This window comes from Microcoleus sp. B3-A4 (genome assembly GCF_036705385.1).
Classification (GTDB): domain Bacteria; phylum Cyanobacteriota; class Cyanobacteriia; order Cyanobacteriales; family Microcoleaceae; genus Microcoleus.
Genome location: NZ_JAUBUI010000005.1, coordinates 73,823 through 95,502, shown reverse-complemented (window position 1 = coordinate 95,502; position 21,680 = coordinate 73,823). Strand labels below are relative to the sequence as shown.

16 protein-coding genes are annotated in these 21,680 nt (G+C 49.0%); 6 read left to right on the top strand and 10 right to left on the bottom strand.

The window, feature by feature from the left end; genetic code table 11:
- The first annotated feature begins 421 nt into the window (after positions 1–421).
- On the top strand, positions 422–619 hold the full coding sequence (locus tag QUB33_RS04295) for an NblA/ycf18 family protein (RefSeq protein ID WP_006635253.1): 198 nt from the start codon (positions 422–424) through the stop codon (positions 617–619).
- Between the two features lie 415 nt (positions 620–1,034).
- Here QUB33_RS04295 and QUB33_RS04290 read toward each other — a convergent pair whose 3' ends face one another.
- From QUB33_RS04290 to infC, 9 genes are all read right to left on the bottom strand, one after another.
- On the bottom strand, positions 1,035–1,484 hold the full coding sequence (locus tag QUB33_RS04290; RefSeq protein ID WP_333230409.1) for a hypothetical protein: 450 nt from the start codon (positions 1,482–1,484) through the stop codon (positions 1,035–1,037).
- Between the two features lie 80 nt (positions 1,485–1,564).
- Positions 1,565–2,767 (bottom strand): anhydro-N-acetylmuramic acid kinase, encoded by a 1,203-nt coding sequence (locus tag QUB33_RS04285; protein ID WP_333347700.1) that lies wholly within the window; start codon positions 2,765–2,767, stop codon positions 1,565–1,567.
- Between the two features lie 75 nt (positions 2,768–2,842).
- Entirely contained in the window at positions 2,843–3,574 is a 732-nt protein-coding gene (locus QUB33_RS04280) for a PP2C family protein-serine/threonine phosphatase (RefSeq protein WP_192808480.1), read from the bottom strand.
- A 417-nt stretch (positions 3,575–3,991) separates the two neighbouring features.
- On the bottom strand, positions 3,992–5,758 hold the full coding sequence (locus QUB33_RS04275; protein WP_333347698.1) for an AarF/ABC1/UbiB kinase family protein: 1,767 nt from the start codon (positions 5,756–5,758) through the stop codon (positions 3,992–3,994).
- A 111-nt stretch (positions 5,759–5,869) separates the two neighbouring features.
- The gene (locus QUB33_RS04270) at positions 5,870–6,202 is read right to left on the bottom strand and encodes a DUF6825 family protein (protein ID WP_333347694.1); all 333 of its coding nucleotides are present in this window, start codon (positions 6,200–6,202) and stop codon (positions 5,870–5,872) included.
- A 519-nt stretch (positions 6,203–6,721) separates the two neighbouring features.
- Entirely contained in the window at positions 6,722–8,293 is a 1,572-nt protein-coding gene (locus tag QUB33_RS04265) for a serine/threonine-protein kinase (RefSeq protein ID WP_333347691.1), read from the bottom strand.
- Between the two features lie 742 nt (positions 8,294–9,035).
- Positions 9,036–9,512 (bottom strand): Crp/Fnr family transcriptional regulator, encoded by a 477-nt coding sequence (locus tag QUB33_RS04260; RefSeq protein WP_333128001.1) that lies wholly within the window; start codon positions 9,510–9,512, stop codon positions 9,036–9,038.
- 122 nt (positions 9,513–9,634) lie between these two features.
- Positions 9,635–12,679, bottom strand: coding sequence for a HEAT repeat domain-containing protein (locus QUB33_RS04255; protein WP_333347688.1), 3,045 nt, complete (start codon positions 12,677–12,679; stop codon positions 9,635–9,637).
- Positions 12,680–12,790: 111 nt separating this feature from the next.
- Positions 12,791–13,327 (bottom strand): translation initiation factor IF-3, encoded by a 537-nt coding sequence (gene infC / locus QUB33_RS04250; protein ID WP_006635262.1) that lies wholly within the window; start codon positions 13,325–13,327, stop codon positions 12,791–12,793.
- A 416-nt stretch (positions 13,328–13,743) separates the two neighbouring features.
- On the opposite strand from infC, the gene QUB33_RS04245 reads away from it, so the two are divergent.
- From QUB33_RS04245 to QUB33_RS04225, 5 genes are all read left to right on the top strand, one after another.
- The gene (locus QUB33_RS04245) at positions 13,744–14,766 is read left to right on the top strand and encodes an alpha/beta fold hydrolase (RefSeq protein WP_333347685.1); all 1,023 of its coding nucleotides are present in this window, start codon (positions 13,744–13,746) and stop codon (positions 14,764–14,766) included.
- 478 nt (positions 14,767–15,244) lie between these two features.
- On the top strand, positions 15,245–15,646 hold the full coding sequence (locus QUB33_RS04240) for a hypothetical protein (protein ID WP_333347682.1): 402 nt from the start codon (positions 15,245–15,247) through the stop codon (positions 15,644–15,646).
- A gap of 545 nt (positions 15,647–16,191) precedes the next feature.
- Positions 16,192–17,982 (top strand): N-acetylmuramoyl-L-alanine amidase, encoded by a 1,791-nt coding sequence (locus QUB33_RS04235; RefSeq protein WP_333347679.1) that lies wholly within the window; start codon positions 16,192–16,194, stop codon positions 17,980–17,982.
- 158 nt (positions 17,983–18,140) lie between these two features.
- Positions 18,141–18,980, top strand: a complete 840-nt coding sequence (murI, locus tag QUB33_RS04230) for a glutamate racemase (protein ID WP_190660417.1) — start codon at positions 18,141–18,143, stop codon at positions 18,978–18,980.
- A gap of 180 nt (positions 18,981–19,160) precedes the next feature.
- Positions 19,161–19,715: an NYN domain-containing protein gene (locus tag QUB33_RS04225; RefSeq protein ID WP_006635267.1), complete on the top strand. Its 555-nt coding sequence runs from the start codon at positions 19,161–19,163 to the stop codon at positions 19,713–19,715.
- Positions 19,716–20,406: 691 nt separating this feature from the next.
- Here the strand turns inward: QUB33_RS04225 and QUB33_RS04220 are convergent.
- Positions 20,407–21,612 (bottom strand): glycosyltransferase, encoded by a 1,206-nt coding sequence (locus QUB33_RS04220; protein ID WP_333347675.1) that lies wholly within the window; start codon positions 21,610–21,612, stop codon positions 20,407–20,409.
- Positions 21,613–21,680: the final 68 nt, after the last annotated feature.

The following is a 21,680-nucleotide window of genomic DNA, read 5'->3' as shown; positions in this document are numbered from 1 at the left end:
CATCTTCCGCTCTCCACATCTTCCGCTCTCCTCATCTCCTCATCTTCCCATCTCCCCATCTTCCACTCTCCTCATCTCCCCCTCTCGTCCTCGCAGAGAGAAGCTCAGCCCGATTTGGTATAAAGGGCTGCAATTCTTTTGGTTCGTACTGAGCCTTTTTCCTCTTGACAAGTAGATACAGTTGTATATGCCTGCAGAAGGAACTTTTGCAGACATCTCGCCATCTCTCTCCCTAGGTAAGTTATTTCCTGGGACAGATGGTAACTTTGTCAAATGATTGTTACCTTTTGTAATATAGACTAAAGCCAGATGGGCTATCGGGCATCCCGAAACCAACGGTCGAGCGCTGAAACAACTTACAAATCTGGTTAATCCAGGTGTTCACTTTTAAGTCACTTTTACTTACAGAGGAGTCAAAGTCATGAGCCAACCAGCAGAATTGTCTTTGGAACAGCAATTTAGCCTGTGTTCCTTCAAAACACAGGTAAGTGACATGAGCCGCGAACAAGCTCAAGAGTTTTTGGTCAAGCTTTACGAGCAAATGATGCTTCGGGAAACCATGTACCGCCATTTTTTGAAACACCACTGGGGTTTAGAACCTAACCCAGGCGTTGAGTAACAAAGAGTCGCAGTCGGCGACCTCCGTCTCTTACTCTCTTCCCTCAGGCGGAAAGGAGTTGGGGGTGATGGGGCGTCACTCGAAGCCAGAAGGTAGAAGACCTGTATAGAGACTTGAGGAAAATTGGACAGTTGCTTTGTGAATTTCACTCGAATTGCGGAGTCGAGCTAAGCAGTTTGTCGATCGACCACAGGAGAGCGCAAAAATAATTTATGGCGCCTAGACTCGAAAATTGAATAACTATTAATAATAAGTGTTAATTTTTTAACAAATTCAATATATTTGTCTTTAGTGGCAGCGGATGAGGTTTGACAACAATGGTGCTAGTCGGACATCTGAGCGCGACCTCCGACTAGCCAAACCTTCTATTTGCACATCAAACCCTAGAACTCGCAAATGTGGACTCTAGAAAGAGTTATTCCCCCTGACGTTCCAGAGTCGCCTCCATTGTACTCGTCAAGTAATGACCAGACATGATGCCGCTAGATTGGTAGTAGCGGTTGTCATCAACCCGGTGAAGGGTGTCAAAACCCGTCCGCCGCTGGCGTTCGTCTCCCAATACCCAATAACGCTGGACGATCGACTGGGGAGCAATCCAACCTTCGCCCTCGACGCGGCCGAGTTCGCTGTGTTGGAGTACAAAAGTATACTGCCGTTCATCACTGTTGAGGTGTCCTCGGTACTGCAAAATAATCTCTTCGCGATCGCCTCCAGGAAATACGAGCTTTGTCACCATACTGAACCAATCTGTTCGGTTCCAGCTCACTAAAGTTTTGCCTTTAACCGTAATTGGCACGCCATTGCGCTCAATCCAGCTTCCTTCGAGCGTCCATTGGCCAGATTCCATTAAAAACGTGTGAGCCACAGTGCTGTTCCTATGCTTTTCCTGCTGGCTACAATGCTGGTGCAACAACGCACAGCCGTTGTCCCTCAGACTCTATGCTATCACGCCCAACTGTGCCAACAAGAGTTAATTTCTCCTAAAAGTACCGGTGTCCGGGCACCAGTAACTTGAGGCAGATTGCCGGGAATGCCCCGAACCCGCCATGCGGCTAAAACCGCGAAAGCTATCGCCTCTTTAAAATCTACATTCAAGCCTGCCTCAGAAGTAGTCAACACTTGCACTGGATGCAATTGAGATTGCAATCGGCGCTTTAAGTAGAGATTGTGGCTGCCGCCCCCGCATAGTAAAACTCGATCGGGCATAGCCGGTAAAAAAGTTTGGTAACTGTGAACGATCGAGGCAACAGTCAGTTCTGTCAGAGTAGCCAGCACGTCAGCAGGACTGAGGTTGTAACCTTGGGCCTCGACCAAACACCTGTCAAAATAGTCTACACCAAATAACTCTCGCCCCGTTGATTTCGGCGGTGCTTGGCGGAAGAACTCTGATTCGAGCCAATGCTCGACTAAAGCTTGACAGGGAGTACCCGATGCCGCCCAAGCTCCACCTGCATCGATCGTCTTAGTGCCGCCTGAGAAGTGCTTTACTGCCAAATCTAACAGAGAATTCGCCGGGCCTGTATCCCAGCCTGATATGCCATCCCCAAGACTGAAAATCTCAGACTCGTCATTGTTTCCCTCTTTTCCTCTGGCCGGGAGATAGGTAACATTGCCAATTCCCCCCAGATTTTGGATGCAGAGGCTGATGTTGGGTTCCGCCAGCAGGCAGGCATCAACTCTTGACACTAAGGGTGCTCCTTGACCCCCAGCAGCAATGTCTGCCGATCGAAAGTTACTCACAGTAGTAATTCCAGTCAATTCCGCAATTAGCGCGCCCCGCCCAAGTTGCAAGCTGTAGCCCATTAACGCACCGGCGCTGTCTTTCTGGGCTTTCCCAGCAGGTCGGTGGTAGACGGTTTGACCGTGAGAGCCGATTAATTCGGCTTTCTCATATTCTGCTTGAATTGTCAATGCCGCCGTGGCAAATTCTTGGGCGATGGCATCATCTAATTGGGCTAGTTCAGCCATTGACAAAGCTGAGCCACCGCAAACTGACAGAATTTGCGATCGCAAATTAGCAGGATAAGGGAAAGTCTTGCCTGCCACCAATTGCACTTTCAAGTCTGTTTGGGAACCGACCACATCCACCAAAGCAGCATCAATGCCATCCACCGACGTGCCGCTGATCAAACCGATAACGCGGGTCATTCAATTTTAGATTTTAGATTTTAGATTTTAGATTTTTCGATTTTAGATAGTCGGGTGCGATCGGGCGAGCGAATATTATTTGAGGTCGATCGTCACGATCACCACAGTAATATTATCGCGTCCACCTTTATCCTTAGCTGCTTGAATTAAAGCATTTGCAGCGCCCTCGCAGGCGCGAATCGACTTCAGAGGCGAAGCTATCAAAGGATCGGAAAGTTCTTCAGTCAAGCCATCGCTGCAGAGCAGCAAGCGATCCCCAGGCTGCACCTCCACCGGCAAAATATCTATCTCCCGCAAATCATCGCGGCCCAAACACTGGGACAAAACGTGACGCCAAGGATGAGTGCGAGCCTGATCGGGAGTTAGAGCCTTTCTTTTGACAGCCTGAGCCACCCAAGTCTGGTCTTCAGTAATCTGCTCCAAACGAGAGCCGTGCAGTCGGTACAACCGAGAGTCCCCGATATTAGCGCACCAGGGTCGGCCCTCATCCCTAAACATTAGAACCACAGCCGTAGTTCCCATATCAGCACGCTCGGGGTGGTCGAGCTGATCCGTCAAAATAGCTTGATTGGCAATTAAAAAAGCCTTTTCCAACAACAGCGGAGAATCCTCAGGCCCTTCCCAATGTTCGAGCAAATAAGATTGAATCGCCTGAGTCGCAATCCGGCTGGCTTCTTGACCTCCGGCGTGTCCTCCCATTCCATCGGCCACTATGAAAAATCGCCCATCAGAGTCTATGTAGTACGAATCCTGATTTACGGAACGAACTAGCCCTGTGTCTGTCTTACCTGCGAAAGAGCGTTTCATAGATTGGGTGATTGGACTCATCGAACTTGAAAGCTTGATTTAATTGGGTGAGATGTTTTCTTCCAAAACTTAAATCCCGAACGGCAGTAGAAATTTCTGCACCCCACGATCGCGAGTTTTGGAAAAATAGCACTTCCTTGACCTCATATTGTAGATCGTATGATGGTAATCCCATCTTAAAATTTTGCTAAATCCAGTAAATTCAGCAGCACCTGCAAAACAAGACTGGATTTATACCCAAAATCCGAGGTTTGGCTGGCGAAAAATCTAGGTAGCAACTGGGTTTTCAGCCTCACAGCGCGTAAATATTGTAAATTTCAGCAATCTGTGGTCAGCCAGCAAAAACTTAACATTCGATGTCAAATTTTTGCTGGCGAGAAATCTCAAACCTGAAATTTCCCATCTCAAATTGCACAATTATGACATCCTGTCTAAACGATCGATCCGCTTGAACAAACGCAGCATAGCAAACCCTGCACCCGCCGCCAGCACTGCCACAGCCACAGCCGCCCAGACTTGATTGCTGACAAACAAAATTGTCGCCGACAAAGTAAAAGCACTCATCAGCAAAGCATAATTCGTGCCCATTTGAGCGCTGCTCATGCGGCGAAGCAAGCGCTCTGTTTCAGCAGAACGGACGCGAATCCGCAAATCTCCCTGTTCGAGTTTATCAATAGTCTCCTCAATCCGGCGGGGCAAACCCAAAGCACTCGAACTCACCTGAGCCGCCTGACGGCCGATTTCGTTAAAAATGCTGCTACTTGTATCATGGCCATTTCCATTAGTCATAAGCTGCATGGCAAAAGGTTGTGCCACCTCCATAAAGTTGAACTCGGGATCTAAACCTCGGCCCACCCCTTCGATTGTGGAAAAAGCTCGCATTACAAAAGTAAAAGTAGCTGGGAAGCGAAAAGGTTGGTTGTAGGCAATATCGTAAAGGTCGTCGGTAATCGCGCTCACCGACTGATTTTCAAAAGGCTTGTCCATGAAATTGTCCAGCATATACTGGATGCTGCGGCGCACCGGACTCATATCACCCGTAGGCACCAAAGCTCCCAAATTGATCAGAGAATCCATAATCCGCTGTCCATCCTTGGAAGCAATGCCGTAGAGCGTCTCCATCAGTCCTTCGCGGACGTTCGACTGGATTTGCCCCATCATGCCAAAATCGTAGAAAATCAGACAACCGTCAGCACTAACAGCGATGTTGCCGGGGTGTGGGTCAGCGTGGAAAAAGCCGTCGTTGAGCAACTGGCGCAAATAAGCTTTTGCGCCCAACTGAGCGATTAATTTACGATCTATACCCGCCGCTTCCAAAGCTTCATAGTGGCTGATTTTAATCCCGGGCAGGTATTCCAAAGTCAGCACTCGCGGAGCCGCGTACCGCCAATAAACCCTTGGCACCCGCACCCAGTCACAGTTGCTAAAATTGCGGCGAAAAGTATCAGCATTGCGGCCTTCATGGAGATAGTCAATTTCCAGCCACAGAATGCGACAGCATTCCTCATAAATCCCCATCCAATCTCGGCCGTGGCCCCACTTAGGATGGTTTTGAAAGTAGCGGGCAATTCCCTTAAGAATTTGCAAATCTATCTCGAACAGCTTCCGCAGTCCCGGTCGCTGCACCTTGACCACCACTTCCGGGCCCGAATGCAGTTGAGCTTTGTGTACCTGACCCAGACTTGCAGCAGCCAGGGGCACCGGGTCAAAGCTGCGGTAGAGTTCTTGAACTGTCTTGCCCAAATCTTGCTCGACAATTACCTCTAACTGCTCGTAGCTGAAAGCAGGCACTTTATCTTGCAGCTTAGAAAGTTCCTCGACAAACTCTGCCGGGAACAAATCAGCGCGGGTGGAAAATAACTGCCCAACTTTAATGAAAGTCGGCCCCAACTCCAAGAGTGTTTCTCGAACCCAGATAGCTTGAAAGCGGCGCCTGGCAACTTTCTTTTCTTCAGTCACGCCTCCCCAGTAGCTCCAATTTTTGCTGTCGAGCCAAAGGGAAGCCAGCCAGAGCAAGACAAAGGCCCAAATGTCGAAGAAGCGCCGCTTCCGGGAATATTTTTCGCGATTCCAGCGATAAGCTTTACTTTTGTAAGATTTACTAGCAGTTTTTAGCTCATCGGCTTCGCCAGTGTGCTTGGGGGAGCGCTGGCGATTAACAGAGTCATCAAGGAGAGCAGACACTTGGGTTCCCAAATTGCTTATTTTATGTTGTTGCTTTGATTGAAAGTAGGAGCGCAGGAGCGCAAAGCAATGCGCTCACGTAGTAAATAATAGTTGTGGTCGAATCGAGCGCTAGGGCAAACTGCTGCGGTAGCGCTGCAATTCCGATCGCACCAGAGCCACTTCGGCACGCAGCTCGTCAATAGTCGCTTGCAAATCAGCGGGATGGATGTCTTGAATGGTGGTGGTGCTTGTAGTCCCTGTTCGGGTCTGCATCGCCTCATCCGAAGCTCTATTTGCCCGTTCCACAACTCGATCAGTGAACTGCCGCAAGCGTTCTCTTTGTTCTGCGTCAAATTTGCCGAGTTCAGAGAAAGCGTTGGTTGCGGCGCTTTCTAATTGCTCGTACAGTGCTTCGGCAAGTGCTCTGCCTACAAAAAAAGCATGAACTGGGGGTTTACTCATAAAAAATCTCTGTGCGCTTCCGCAACAAATTATAACTTGCTTGTCCCCGATGATGCTTGCTCCCAAAGGAAGGAAGTTTGGGGGAATTGACACTCCCACCCCTTTGTCGGGGATGGGATTGTTGAGAGTTAGAATAGTCTAACGCGCCACGCCTTAGCCCAAAAGCCTCGCTTAGACTGGCTCAAATTCGATGTTGGGGTTGCTTTCTACCAAAATGTTTGCAGCTTGGCAGTATTAATACGCGACCTCACACCACCTCAGCGCCGCGTACATATTCTAACATAATTTAAATCAAAATAGGAAACCTTTCTGCATTTTTTTGCGGGCATTTGGATGGTAGAGGGAATAGGAAATAGTCGATAAACTCAGACGGCGACTGTTGAGATTTTCCGATTCGACCGAAGTTTTTGGAAGATCGTCGTTGGCTAGGTAGGGCGTTATTATCTCAACTACTGAGCAGATATTTGCTGACTCATAAAACCAAGTATTTGTCCGCACTTTGAACCAACAAAAACCATACTAATTTGTCGCAGGTTCGGGAAAAGGCATCGTGGGATCTGCTACAGGGGGTGGTGAATCAGGTGCGATCGAACTATCTGAATTGCTGCCACTGCTGCTGGGTATCGCAGGCTCAGGCGATCGCTCGATGGGCGAAGCTATTACTGGCGGCGCGGATTCCGACGGCGGCAAGGTTTCAGCGCTAGCACTCTCAGGGGCAGGCGGGGCGGGCGCGGCGGGCGGTTCTGCAGGCAGGGGCGCAACTTCTGGTACAGGTGCGGCTTCTGGTTGGGGAGCTGGCTCGATTTCGGTTTGAGGCTCTGGAATGGGGGACTCAGAAGGCTCCTCTGCGGGTTCGGGCGTCGGCGATGGCTCAGGTTCCGCTTCGGGTTCTGGGGCGGGAGTTTCCTGGCTTGGAGACTCAGAAGGTTGTGCGCTCGTTTCTGAGGGATCGTCGATCTGTTCGGGAATGTTGGTGCTGTCTAAGGAGGGTTTGGGGCGCTTGTTGAGTTCGATCGGGTAGAGAGGGCTGCTTTCGACAGACGGCTGCCCGAACATCGGCCCTGACAAATCGCGGGATTTGAGCAAATCTTCGAGAGATGGGAAGGACTCACTTTTGGGCCCATTACTGAGAGTCGTGCTGTTGTAGTGCGATGCTAGGTCAAAACCCATCCAGCCTGCAATTGCAGCCGTTACGAGAAACGCCAGAAAAGTCAACTGCGGCGGGGGAGGTGCGGGCAATCTTAGATTTTGCTTGCCTTTTCTTTTTACTGATACTCGCTCTGTTTCTTGCAGCATGGTGAGCCAATTTTCCACTGTCTGAGGGCGGTTGTGGGGGTCGATTTCGAGTCCCTGAAGGATGGCTCGCTCGATTCTTGGGTTGAGGTTGGGCTGAAATTGCCGTAACTCAGTCAAGGGAATGCGATCGCGCAGGGGTGCTGCTACGGGCGCCACGCCGGATAGTAAGTAGTAGAGGGTGGCTGCGATCGCGTAGATGTCAGTGGCCGGTGTACATTTACCGTCATAGAGGTATTGTTCGATCGGCGCGTACCCGGGGGAGAGCAAGTTAGTGTGGGTTTGTTTGGTGCCGGCGGTAAAGCCGCGGGCAATTCCGAAATCTATTAACATTACTACGTGAGAATCGGCTCGCCGGATAATATTTTCTGGATTGATATTTCCGTGCAGCAATCCGCTGTGGTGCACTGTACTTACGGCTGAGGCTATTTGCCGAATATAGTGAAGGGCCTGGGCTTCTGGCAGCGGCCGATCGGTTGCGACTATTTGGGCGAGAGTTTGGCCCGGAATGTAGTCCATTGCAATAAAAGACTGTCCGGCTTCTTCAAAAAAGTCGATTACCCTGACTATGTTGAAATGCTGACACCGCGATCGGCGTTGGGCTTCGGCAATAAACTGCTGCTGAAATTGGGCAGATTCTGGGTGTTGGCGCAGACTTTCGTTGAGGGTTTTGAGTACGACTGTTTGGTTTAAATGGGTGTGGGTAGCTCGGTAAGTGATGCCGAACCCTCCTATCCCTAAAGTCGCGTGAATTTTGTATTTGCCCTGTTGCAGGACTGTTGCTGGCGCTAAGTTCATCTTCAGTTGATGCCGTTTCCCAAACTATGCTACCGCCTTTGGGTTATTTCGCAGAGTTAGGGGTGAGGTTAGATCGGCGCCCTAGTTTGAGCTTTAGCTCTGCGCTATAGCAATCCTATATGATTTGTGAGAATTTACCATAACTATGAAGCTTGACGAAATAAAATTTCTGATAATGACTAACTAACTTAAATATATATTTGACGAGAGCAAATGTCTGATACAGATGATAGCACTCCCTAATCAATTGTTTAGCTTGTAACCAAATATTTTCAATTGGATGCTGACTTGGAGCGTAGCAGTGCGAATCTCAAACAAGTGATTTTCCAATCAGATTCATCTTGCATCATTATTCACCCCTGACAAAAAGTCTTTAACCTAGAAAAGAAGAATGATATTTAGCGCCACCCCAAATTAATGCTATCTGCTTGTCGTTACATTGACTTATCACATACTTTAAATATTGACGGGGTGACAACCCCGTCAACTATCAAGTGCTTTTCACTTAATTGTACCTCTTAACATCGGAAAGTGCTGTAAATCTTTTTTGCGAATGTTTTCTCCCCAGACCCCAGAGATGATTGACAGGCTCATAGCAGTTGCCCTTAATTTTATGAATCCGAACCATTTAAGACATTGGTTCACTCATTGCTGCTAATGTACCTCATAGAATCGCAAACTGCTGTAAATTGTGCAGAATTACCGCTCGACTACTAAAAACACAATTCCCAATTCCCCAATTTCATCGCATTTCCGCAACTCTCACAGTCTCTGTAGGCGGCATCATGGCTTCTTTAGCATTCAACTTTTGATTCAACTCACGAATCCGGCGCGACAGCAAGCGAATAATATTCACAGCAATTCCCGGCGTTTCATCAATCGCATCGTATAGCTGCATTTGAGTCAGCATCAAACACTCGGATTGTTCGAGAGTAGAAATAGAAGCCGATCGAGGTTCTGCGTCAAAAAGCGACATTTCCCCGAAACAAGCCCCCGCTTTCAACTGTGCTAAATCCCGATCGCCTATATGCACCCGCACCGTTCCCGATACCAAAATATAGAGAGACCGACCTTCTTGTCCTTCCGTAAAAATCCTGTGCTTAGAAGGAAACGAAAGTTCATCCATTACCGATGCTAGACGCACGAGAAAATCATCCCGTAGTTCCTTAAAAATCGGAACCTCCCTCACAAACAATAGGCGTTCTACGCTGGTTAACATAATGAGATGCAATGATTAATTTAAACTTAAAAAAGGGAAGAAGAAGGACAATAAAAACTGTTGACGGTTGACGGTTAACTGTTGACTGACAATAATAACTGCCAACTGACAACTGACTAATGTTACCTTTTCCCCCCAGCACCGAACTCTGCCATCATCTCTTCCACTTGAGCGGATACCAAATTATCGGGGTCATTTTGCAGCCTGGGCAACAATTCGACCAAAGCCCGCGGCGATGCTATTTTCAAATAGGCTAACACTGCTTCGCGGACAAAACCCGTCGGGTGCTGCAGACAGACGAGAGTTTGTTGAGCCGTAAGACTCCAGCGCGCTTCTCTCGCCAAGTGAAAGCAGCAGGCCAAGGCCCAATCCGAAAGGAAGTGGCGCAATTCTAGCAAGCGGCGCAAACGATCGCTAGGGGCTAGAGGTTTGTAAACCATCAATTCCGAGAGGTTGCTCAATTTTTCTCTTTCCGAGTTTTGGTCTAACAAATTGATGAGCGATCGCTTCCTAGCTATATCCACAGTATTATCGAGAATTTCCAATCCCCTAGCAACCAAAGAAGGTTGGCCGGAAGCGATGTTGAAAGCAGCGGCTTGTACCGTGTCAAGCGGATAAAGAAACTTCATCAGCAAAAAACACCGCTCCCTAGCATCAGCTTCCAACCCCGCCAGAGCACGCTGCAACAATTGAGCCGTATCGTTCCCCTGTTCCCGGGCACCCTTGGCATCTCGCTCTGAGAAATTGCCGTAGCTTGTTACCCCTGACAAATCTACCAGACCTGCATAAATTTGACCGATAAACATTAACTCCTGTTCGATAAGAGTTTCCAAGCCGCTACGGCCGATGCGGTCTAGAACCCCTTCTATCCCCGCTTCTGAAGGCATTTTCAACAGGATGCGGAGGATATTGCGCCTCGTCGTTCCCCAAGCCGTCATCAAATTGCTGACCAAAATGTCGATCGCCTCCGGAGTCCCTATTTGACCCAGAGCCGTCCAAGCTTGCAACCTGACCAAATCCGGCTTGTGGATGTCCTCAGCCAAATACACGAGCAAAGGAATGGCGTCGTTGTGAAGTTTGACTATAGCCTGCAAAGCCGCTTCCCTAGTTGATTTGTAACCAAGTCCGCGCAGCAGCGAAGGATAATATTCTTCCGAATGAGTAGACGAAATCACGTCTAACAGAGCGCAGCGCACTCGCAGAGATTCATCTTGCAACAGATTGGGGATATGCAGCCGCAGTCCTTGCAAATAATCCGCTTCTCCCAGAGCCCGCGTCCCCATAACACGTTCCCGCTCTTGCTTGTGTGTCAGCATTTGCCGCAGCGTATTAGTAGCCTCTGCCTTTTGCTGGCGATCGCCCCTTCTCATAATTAAAGCAGCCGCCGTACCCCGCACCACCGGATCGACCGTCGGCTGCAAGTAAGGCCGCAAGCTCTCAATATTCGGTTCAGCTTCCGTCAGCCAGATGTAGCGCAAAGCCAAGGCCAGAACCTCCGGTGGCAAGGATTGCTGCGAGAGTGCGCGGACAGATTCTAAATATGCGGGGTTCGGATGTTGCAGCATCGTTTCCAAGCTCTGGCGCTGCAAACCAGGGGACAGCGAATCGAGGATGGGAGCCAGAACTTCTCCGACATTTTTGGGGTCAATTTGCGTCAGGAGTTCTATACAAGAGCGCTTTTCATCTTCGCCCCCCGGCTTTTGTAGAGTTTCCACCACTGCGCGCTTGAGAGCTTTGAGGTCAACGTCTGTGACGCCCAAGCGCCCCCGCTCCGCACTTTTGACCAACAAACCGACGTATTGAGAGCGGATCATCCATACGACAAACACCCACAACAGTGCCAATATTACGATCGCGCCAATAAATATCAAGCTTTGCTGGTCGTGAAATACATTTTCGTCTTGCTGGGGGAGTATCTTGCCTGTCACCCACAGCATAATCAGGATGCCTACTCCTGTAGCTCCGCAGGACAAAGGTTCGCCCACACCGTTGACCAAAGTTTGAATTCCCGATCGAATATTGTCGGGAATCGGTTGAAATAAAACCGGGCTAACGGTTTCCAAAAGGGTGTAGTGAAGCAGTTCGTCTAAAAATCTCAGCAATATTAGCCCGATAAACACAGATACTAGCTGGCCGAGGGATGCTCCTATGGTCAGCACCCCGAGTATAGCGATGCCCGCCGGCAAAATCATTGCCGTCACGAACACACCGATTCTTTCCACCAACCTGCTCGAAGCGAACCACTGAGTCGCCACTTGAAACAGGCCTTGTATGCCTTCATAAATGCCCAGGAAGCTAGCGATCCAGCTAGCTCCGTCTTCCGGGTTTTGGTATTCTAACTGGCTGTAGAATTGGAAATCTACCAGCACGTAGACGACTTCTGCGAGGATAAAGAAACTGACTAGAGGTACGGCGTATTTTTGTAGCGGGCCTGTAACTTTGCGGGCGGTAAATTCTTCTTGGTCGTCGTCTTCGTCGTCATCCGTCCAGTGAGCCGTTTCCGGAAATGCTTGGCTGTATTTTTCCGTGAGGTAGTAGAGCAACACCGAGCCTGTCGCCACCATCAACCCCGATATGAGGGTAACGTTTTTGAGTCCAACTACGTACAGCAAAACAGGCAAAGAAAAACCGCTGACTACTCCAGCCACTAGATAGCCGCTGCTGACTAGCGGATAGGTGCGCTTGATTTCTCTAATGTTAAACAGTTGGTTGGAGGTGATGGAAGTGTTGAGGTCGTTGAGGACATAGCAAGCTTCCACCCACAGCCACATCAAAAAAATAGTAATAAAAGCGATGCTGATGCCAGCTATCTTAGTATTTTCGTAGCCGATGCCGAATCGAAACAAAAATAGCGGTACTGACATCATGCCCAGAACCACTACGACGGTGCGCCTCAGCGGCAGGATTTTTTGCAGCCACGAGTAGACAAATCCCAAGCCAGAACCGATAAATGCGCTGGCTATGTAGATAAAAGGCATTTTGTCGGCACCGTACTCGTCTAAAAACAGACCTACTGTGCTCAGTTCCAGCCAGATCAGCCCGACGGAGGTTAGAGTGTAGACGAGGAACATCAGTACGGTTCGCTCTACTTCTTCCGATCGCAGGTTGAGCGATCGCAGCACTCCTTGTCTTACTCCCGCCGAACCTCTGATTTGAAAATTTTCCATGCAGTCTTGATTTCCCTGTGTGGTAGCTTATTCCTGACTGACTAACTTCGGAAGTCATCAGCTATCAGTCACCAGTTTATGACTGATGACTGCTTACTAATGACTATCTATTTATACTTTCTTCGGCGACAGCAGCATCATCATACTGCGTCCTTCTTTTTTCGGGGCTTGCTGCACTTCTGCGATTTCCTGCAAATCTGTGGCCATGCGCTTGAGCAAGTCCTCTGCTAGGTTGCTGTGTTGGATTTCCCGACCTCTGAACATGATCGTGGCTTTTACTTTGTCCCCAGATTTGATAAAGCGGTCTGCTAGTTTGAGGCGCACTTGGTAGTCGTGTTCTTCAATTTTGTAGCGCATCTTCACTTCTTTAACATCGGCAGTGTGCTGCTTCCGCTTTGCTTCTCGCGCTTTCTTTTCCTGCTCGAATTTGTACTTCCCATAGTCCATTACCCGGCATACGGGCGGGTCAGCTTTGTCGCTGACAAGTACAAGATCCAGTTCTTTTTCTTCGGCGAGGCGCAGCGCTTCAGCAGGCGTCAATATCCCTAGTTGCGCGCCGTCGGTATCGATTACCCGGATTTTGGGGTATCGAATATTTTCGTTGATCTGGGGTAGGTTGCGATTTTGTCTTCTTTCAATCACAGGCATGAATGGTTTTACAAGCAGTAGTTTAATAGCGAAGCTTCTTGATAGTTACAGGTTTGATCGGTCAATATTTCACTTGGACGATCGAACTGTTTTATAAGGTGTTACCCTTACCGGACGTACTACCGCGCCCTGTCTCCCCTCCGCTAAAGCCTTGGGGACTATTTGGACGATCGTAAATGAATTCTTACAATACTTGCTATTCTACTCAGTCTGGCTGAGTTTCTGCCTAGTTTTATTTTAACTTCACACAGGATCGCCTGTCCCCGTGCCTGATTGATGACAAAACCGTCAAAAATTCAGGCAAAAAGGTTAAAGATGAGGTAAAACAGCTTTTCCAACCTCATCTCGCGCAGTCTGGCAAGTCCCCCAAGTCGCCGGATTTGCCTTGTAGAATAGGTATAAGCAAGTGTAAATTTATGTTGCGAGCTGAGGCAAAATTGACAAATTCTCTGCTGTGGCACCAACGGGTGGGAACTCAACGAGACTGGATGTGGCGGGGTTGGCAAACTCGCTACACTTATTTGCGGCCGACTTTCGGGCGAAATCAAGGCGCGCTCGAATCTCTCGATTCTGGGGCCCAGGTAATTGCCCCGCACGCATCGGGAACGCCGATTATTTTACTGCACGGGTTTGGAGCTTCGATCGGTCACTGGCGACAAAATCTCGCCCAACTCGCCGAAAACCAAACGGTTTACGCCTTGGATTTGTTGGGGTTTGGCGCTTCCCAAAAAGCTCCGATCGACTACTCTGTGTCTTTGTGGGTCGATCAAGTCTATGATTTTTGGCTAACTTTTATCAGAGAGCCAGTAATATTGGCAGGAAACTCGATCGGCTCGCTGATTTGTCTGGCCGTCGCCGCAGCTCACCCGGACATGGTGGCCGGCACGGTGATGATTAGTCTCCCAGACCCCTCTGTACGAGCGGAGGCGGTGCCCGGATGGCTGCTTCCGGCGATCGAAGCGGTTGAAAGTTTGTTTGTTTCTCCGATCGTACTCAGACCTTTATTTTATTTTGCCCGCAAGCCTTCCTTTGTCCGTCGCTGGGTTGGCTTTGCCTACTCCAACCCCGAAGCTGTTACCGACGAATTAGTGGAAATTCTAGCAGGGCCAGCAGGCGATCGGGGAGCAGCCCGTGCCTTCTGCGCTTTATTTAAAGCAGTAGGCAGTTCAAAATTTTGCCCCAGTGTCAAGATGGTGATGCGAAATTTAACAATTCCCATGCTGTTAATTTGGGGCAAACAAGATCGCATGATTCCCCCTCGGTTTGCCCGACCCCACCAATTTGTCGAATGTAATCCCAATTATGTAGAGCTAGTTGAATTAGACAATGCGGGCCACTGTCCCCAGGATGAATGCCCGGAACAAGTAAATCAAGCCATTTTGAACTGGATGGGCCGGAATTTTGCACCTATGGGCGAGAGCGAATTGCAGCACTGTTGATTAGACATGGGGCCGTGGATTATTAAGGGAAAAAAATCACTTACGGGTATCGATCCCGCTCAAAAATAAATTTGCCAGAACTCGATCGCACCCGGTGGTATGGTATAGGAGATGTTGAAGGCTATAGCGACGAAGCTGACTGGGTAAAAAGAAGTTCGAGGGAAGGTCCAATCGACCGCTTAGGTTTCAGATATTAAGAACGTCATAACCGTCAGGGCTGTTGCTAAATTACAAAACTTCCCTATCTTGAGAGTCAGTCGATTTGAGGTTCGATACTGGCTCGCCAGCGGCTATCTAGAGGCTTGAACTAACCTAAACCACTTGTTTGCTGTGGGCGACTCCTGCTGGAAATTAAGTCTCCGTCTTTCTGTGATGTCATGTATCTACTGTTATTGATTGCCCTTTTTTTAAAAGGTCAGAGATTGACACAATCACCAAGATAGTGTATCTTCTCTAACTGGTAGTACACATCCAAGTTATGCAGTTAGTCGAAAGGCAAGTCATTAAACCAAATCACAGGTTTTACCCAGAAGCCGATCGATTGTCTTTGCTGTCCAAAAAACTTTACAACTGCGATAACTATATCATCTACGGTCAAAACTTTTTCTCAGGTCAACAAACCAATGCTCTGGCTGTCGATCGTGCACTCAAAAAGAGTCTAAAGGACAAAGCATTGCCCGCCCAAGTAACACACAAAACTCTCCCGTTACTGATGAAAACATGGACTAGCTATCATAGTGTCAAATTGGCGGGCGCGATCGCGATCGCCCCACTAAGTTTCAAGCAGCACCGAAACTCCCTGACTAAAAAATTCAGAAAAAAAGAGAGCAGGGGCGATATGGAGTTGTATTTAACTGTGAATCTGTTAGCAAAAAATTAGCAAAAAAGATTTTTCCAAAGAATATGTCAGTTTGTCTGGGACTAACATTTGGCGCCCTTGAAAAGTTACCTAAATCTGGGAAATCCGGATAGTTCCCGAGGTAAGTTGTTAAGTTATTGAGGTAGTTTAGGAAAAGTTAGAACAAAACGCAAGTGTAAAGCGGATTATAACCCTTGCCGTAACGAGCTTCGCCAACATTAAAGAGCTATGAAACCCCTCCCTGGAAGAACGGTAAAATTCTACCTTCTAACTTGTACCTTCTAACTTCAAGAAACACCTTGTTTCTTGCTCCTAAAAATAAATACCTTCCCTTGTGCCCACAATCTTTCAGTCTGCTTATAACCGATCGCCCCCAAGTATACGGGAAAGTTCAAAAATGCCGGGATCTGGCATTTGGGAGCCTGTTAACGCATAAAAAAGTCAATTTAGCCAACAACTGACGGCCCCCGTGCCCCCGGTCTGCTGGCGGCTAACTGCTGAAAGCCGATCGGGCAAGCAGCGCCCTTCCAGCTTTTGGCAGTAACGCAAACGAGGAAAAAACTGTCGTGAAATTCCACTGGCTACTACCGAGTTTCTTAAGTGTATTTTTGCTCGCCGGAGCCGCCGAAGCAGCTAGACTGCAATCTTGGCGGTTTGATGCTTCAGAGAACCGGCTTTACATTACAACAGACGGGGGAGTACAACCCAAGGCTCAACTGATTTTCAACCCGATGCGGTTGGTAATCGACTTGCCGGGGACGAGTCTGGGTCGTCCCTCGGTCAGCAAACCGCTCTCAGGGGCGATCGAATCGGTGCGGGTAGGGCAGTTTGACAACGATACGACCAGAATTGTGGTCGAGATCAAAGACGGGTTTACTATAGACCCTCAGCAAGTCAAATTCCGGGGGATTTCTCCGAGCGAGTGGACAGTGGATTTGCCAACGCCGGTGCGGGGAGAAACTCAAAATCCGATTTCAGAGCCAGGGGGAGAAAGGTTATCGGTTGAACCCTCAGCATCCCAAGCCCAGTCGGCCGAGACAACTGTAGTTCAGAACGTTCAGGTGACGGCGGACGGTTTTTTAGTCCGCACTGCGGGCGGTCGCCCCCAAATTAATTTTCAACAAAGTCGGGCTGGGGACATCGCCACCCTCGATATAGAAGGAGCTAGTGTAGCGCCGGGCCTAAGCAGCCAACAGCCTCAAACGAACGGTCAGCACGGGGTTGAAAAGATTGAAGTCCGGCAACTGCCAACAGACCCGCCCGTTACCCGCGTGACTTTGCGGATGAAGAATTCTAATAATCAGTGGCGGGCATCTGTGAGCAATTTGGGCGGGGTTGTGCTATCGCCTGGAAGTGTAAGACAGCCCTCGGTTTCCCGCGGCCTGACTGTAGATCCTCCGGCTAGACAAGCTCAAGGAAATTTAGCGAGGGTTCAGTCAATTGATTTAGCCAGTAACGGCACGCAACTGGTGGTGAGAACTGACCGCCAAGTCTCCTATACCAGCGGGTGGGACCAGGGGTCGAGAGCTTACTGGATCAGGATCGCCTCTAGTGTCCTGACGGGAGAAATTCCTCAGCTCGATGCCAACAGTCCTGTATCGTTTAGTGCCAGTCAAGAAGATGCGGAGACTGTGGTGATTTGGGTGCAGCCGCGATCGGGGGTAGAGGTAGGCAGGGTGACGAGACCGAACCCGCAGTTGCTGTCTTTGCAGTTGCGATCGAATGCTAGCGCGCAGCAGCCTTTTACTCGCACTCCGAATTTGCAGCCTTTGCCGAGAAGGACTTTCGGAAGCGACGATTTGCCCCAAGCTTCTAACCGCCGCGCCGTAGTAGCGATCGATCCTGGTCACGGTGGCCGCGATCCTGGGGCAGTGGGGATTCAGGGCATTCAGGAGAAGGAGATTGTTTTGGATATCTCGTTTCAGGTGGCGAGGCTGCTGGAACAGCAGGGCGTGCAGGTGGTGATGACTCGGACTGACGACAGCGAAATCGACCTGGAACCGAGAGTTTCTTTGGCGGAACGGGTGAATGCTAGTTTATTTGTCAGCATTCACGCTAATGCGATTAATATGAGTCGGCCGGATATTAGCGGGGTTGAGACTTATTATTTCAATAACGGCCAAGATTTGGCGAGGGTGATTCACGCCAGTATTTTGGAGGGTACGGGGGCGACTGACCGCCGAGTGCGGCAGGCGAGATTTTACGTTTTGAGGAAGACTTCTATGCCTTCTGTTTTGCTGGAGGTAGGTTTTGTCACGGGTGCTGAAGATGCTGCTAGGCTTTCTGACCCAGCTTACCGCAGTCAAATGGCGGCTTCGATCGCTCGCGGCATTTTAGTTTATCTTCAACAAAGATAATATATTGCCGGAGGGATTGGTAATTGGTAATTGGTAATTCGGCATTGGTAATTGGTAATTGGTAATTGGTAATTTTTCCTGATGACTGATGACTGATGACTGAGGGCTGATGGCTGGTGCCTGCTGACTATTGACAACCGACTATTGACAATTAACAAATGACAACAGACTCTGGACAACAAAGAATCGGTATTTTTGACAGCGGCGTGGGCGGTTTGACTGTTTTGACCCAGTTGTACCGACAATTGCCTAACGAATCGATACTTTATTTTGGAGATACGGCGAGGCTGCCTTACGGCACTCGCACGCCGTCAGAAATTGTGGAGTTTGTCCGCGAAATTATGGCCTGGTTGGTGGAACAGGATGTGAAAATGGTCATTATGGCCTGCAACACCAGTTCTGCTTTGGCGATGGAGATGGTGCAGGCTGAATTTGATATCCCGGTGCTGGGAGTAATTCTGCCGGGGGCGCAGGCTGCGGTGCAGCAAGGCAAGCGGATCGGGGTCATCGCAACCCCTGCTACGGCTGCTAGCAATGCTTATCGAAATGCGATTTTGGAGATGGACGATTCTTGCCTGGTGTGGCAGGTTAGCTGTCCGGCTTTTGTGCCGCTGGTGGAGCAAAACCGGATTCACGACCCTTATACTTGTGAGGTGGCTCGGGAATATTTGGCTCCTTTAATTCAGCAGCGCATCGATACGCTGATTTACGGCTGCACTCATTATCCGCTGTTGGCTCCTGTGCTGCGCTCGCTTTTGCCTGCTGGGGTGACATTGATCGATCCTGCGGTACGGGTGGTGGCTGCAGCAGCCAGAGAATTGGAGCTTTTAGGGCTGCGGAATCCTGGTACTGCGCTACCGACTCGTTTTTGCGTGAGCGGCCCCCCGCAGCAGTTTGCGGAGTTGTCGGTGCAGTGGCTAGGTTGTACTCCTGCTGTTGAGAAAATATCCCTGCCGACAGTTGTAAGATCGCCCGTATCGCTGGAATCTGGCGAATAAGCTGGAAAATTTATTGGTTAATCTAACCCCCCAAAACTCAGGTAAAGCTGGCTCTGGGGGGTTTAATTATTGCGATGTAACCTAGCAATTACACATCAATAGGTAATATTATTGAACAAAAGCTTTGATGAACAATGCAAATAATGTCCTATACGTGCTGGATCTCTTCAGCCTTGAACCATGTCACCCTATGTATCACAAGCAGTTTTACTTGTAGACGGCTATAACATAATTGGACTTTGGCCTCGACTTCGAGAGAAGCGCGATCGCGACGAACTCGAAACAGCTCGCCGCGAGTTAATAGAGGTTTTAGTTAACTACAGCGCCGTTCAAGATTTTGAGGCTCGACTGGTGTTTGACGCGCACTATCGAGATACTCCCGGCGTTAAAGAAATTATTACTAAAAATTTATCGGTGCACTACACTGACTTCGGTCAGACAGCAGATACTTATATTGAAAAATCTTGTGCTAGTTTGCGCTACGAGTTGCGATCGGTCAAAGGCAAAGGCCGCATGATTGTCGCCACCTCAGACCGAGCGCAGCAATTGACCGTAGTTGGCTACGGTGCCGAATGGATGTCCGCCGAACAACTAGCGGCTGACGTAGAATCCACCGCCCGCCGCAGCGAGCGCCGGCACAAATCCCGCAAACAAAATTCCAGTCGCTTTCTCGCCAGTTCCCTCGATCCAGAATCCCAGCAGCGCCTCGCCAAGTTGAGAATGGGGCTGCATTAGCTGCTGAAACCCGCTCTCTGTATGACAAAAAAAAAGTTTATCAAAGGCCTTGCCAAATCGAGTAAGTTCAGCTATTGTTAGTAATTGTGGGTAACAAAAAACCCCAATCCTCGGTAGCTCAGTGGCAGAGCGGTCGGCTGTAATGAATGCAAGCCTTTGGCACCAACCAAAAGCCCTAGTGACATAGCAGCTCTATCCGGTAACGGATACTGAAAAATCGGGTGAATTCAAGGAAACCGCAGCACTTCGGGTGGCGGCAATCTTGAGCCAAGTCTGGCGAAAGGCAGCGGTTGCGATCGCAAGTAGCCGGAAAGGTGCAGAGACTAGAGATGAGGAGCCTAACCAATAAATCTCATAGCGCCTGACATCCGACGACAGATCACAAACATGATTTGTAGGGATGATGAAATAGTCCGCGCCCTTCGGAAACGTTGGGATAAGTGTAACCGATTGGTCGTAGGTTCAAATCCTACCCGGGGAGTTAGTGAAAGTCTGAAGTTGGAATTTTCCAGCTTCAGACTTTTTGTTTTTACTTTTTGACGTTTTTACTTTTTGACTTAGGTGAAGTATTTGGCTGAGGCACTATACCGAATATTAAACATGGCGTTTTGTCCGCACCAGTTTATTCAATATGGTCCCGAAACGAGATTTTAGAGTTCGTCAAGTATCTGAATGACTCACTCTACAAATACTAAACATCGCGTTCTGTCCGCACCCATTTAGTTTGCCGCTTTAGAAGAAAACCCAGATACAAAGGTATTTTCCAGAGGATGTAAAAAGGTACGGATAAAAGAGTTGCGCCGGAAATATTGGCACGCCCGAATTTTGCCCAAGCGCTGACAATTGAAACTAAAATTAGCAGTCCTTGTACAGCTAACAATATCGCAGGAATCGGGGATGTTCCCAAGGTTGCTGCTACTAAAGAGGCGGCAAAAGCAGCTAGCCAGATAGCAACTAAAAGCGATAGGGGAGGGACGGATAAGTCGAGGGCGATCGCCAATAAGTCAAAACGTTTTTGCTCGACTGAAGCTGCTGTCAGCCGGGGAGTTTGAGTTAACAATGTCTGTATGTGACCGTGTTCCCATCTGGTTCTTTGACTTTTAGCTGCTTGCTGCTGCTGTGGCAAACACCCGGTGACGTTGGCTTCCGGGCAGAATACTGTTGGGTGTCCGGCGATCGCCAAATCCAAACTCATCTGCATATCTTCAACAATATTGCCGCTAGCTAGGGAAACCGATCGAATTATCGACCAGGGAAAAGCCATGCCAGTACCCGTTAGTAATGATGGGAATCCTAACTTTTTTAATCCGCTGGGACGGACTAAGTTTTTCACAAGAAATGCTAAAGCAGAAATGGAATCTTTAGGAGTAGGATTTGGTGGCTGTTCCATGAGATAAGTTGCTTGCACTGGTCTTTGTTCGGCAACTGCAACCCGGGCTAATTTTTCTATAGCGTCGGGCTGACAGATGCAGTCTGCGTCAACCATGATGACTACTTCGGGGGGGTCTGATTCGATCGACTGCAAGCCAAAATCCAGTGCGTATCCTTTGCCCTTGCGTTGTGTGTCTTGGCGCTCGATCGCACTTGCACCGCAGTTACGGGCGATTTCTGCCGTGGCGTCCGTGCAGTTGTCAGCAATCACTAACAGGCGGTCTTGAGGTGTTAACTGTGGCAATATGGTGGAGATTGTCGCGGCAATTCCTGCTGCTTCGTTGTAAGCGGGAATTAAAACTGCTACTTTGGGGCGGGGCGCTTTAGTTTCCGCTGTGGGGCCGAAGCCGGAGAAGAAAGCTGCACTGCATTCTAGAAATAGAACTGCAACGGGAATGAGGAGGCTCAGGGCGATCGCCAATAGCACAACATCAATCAATAGGAACAGTAGCTGATTAATTTCCACAATTCTAGTACCTTAATTTAATTTTATTGGTTGGGTTCATTGAGTTTATTTGATCTAATTGCACCTTT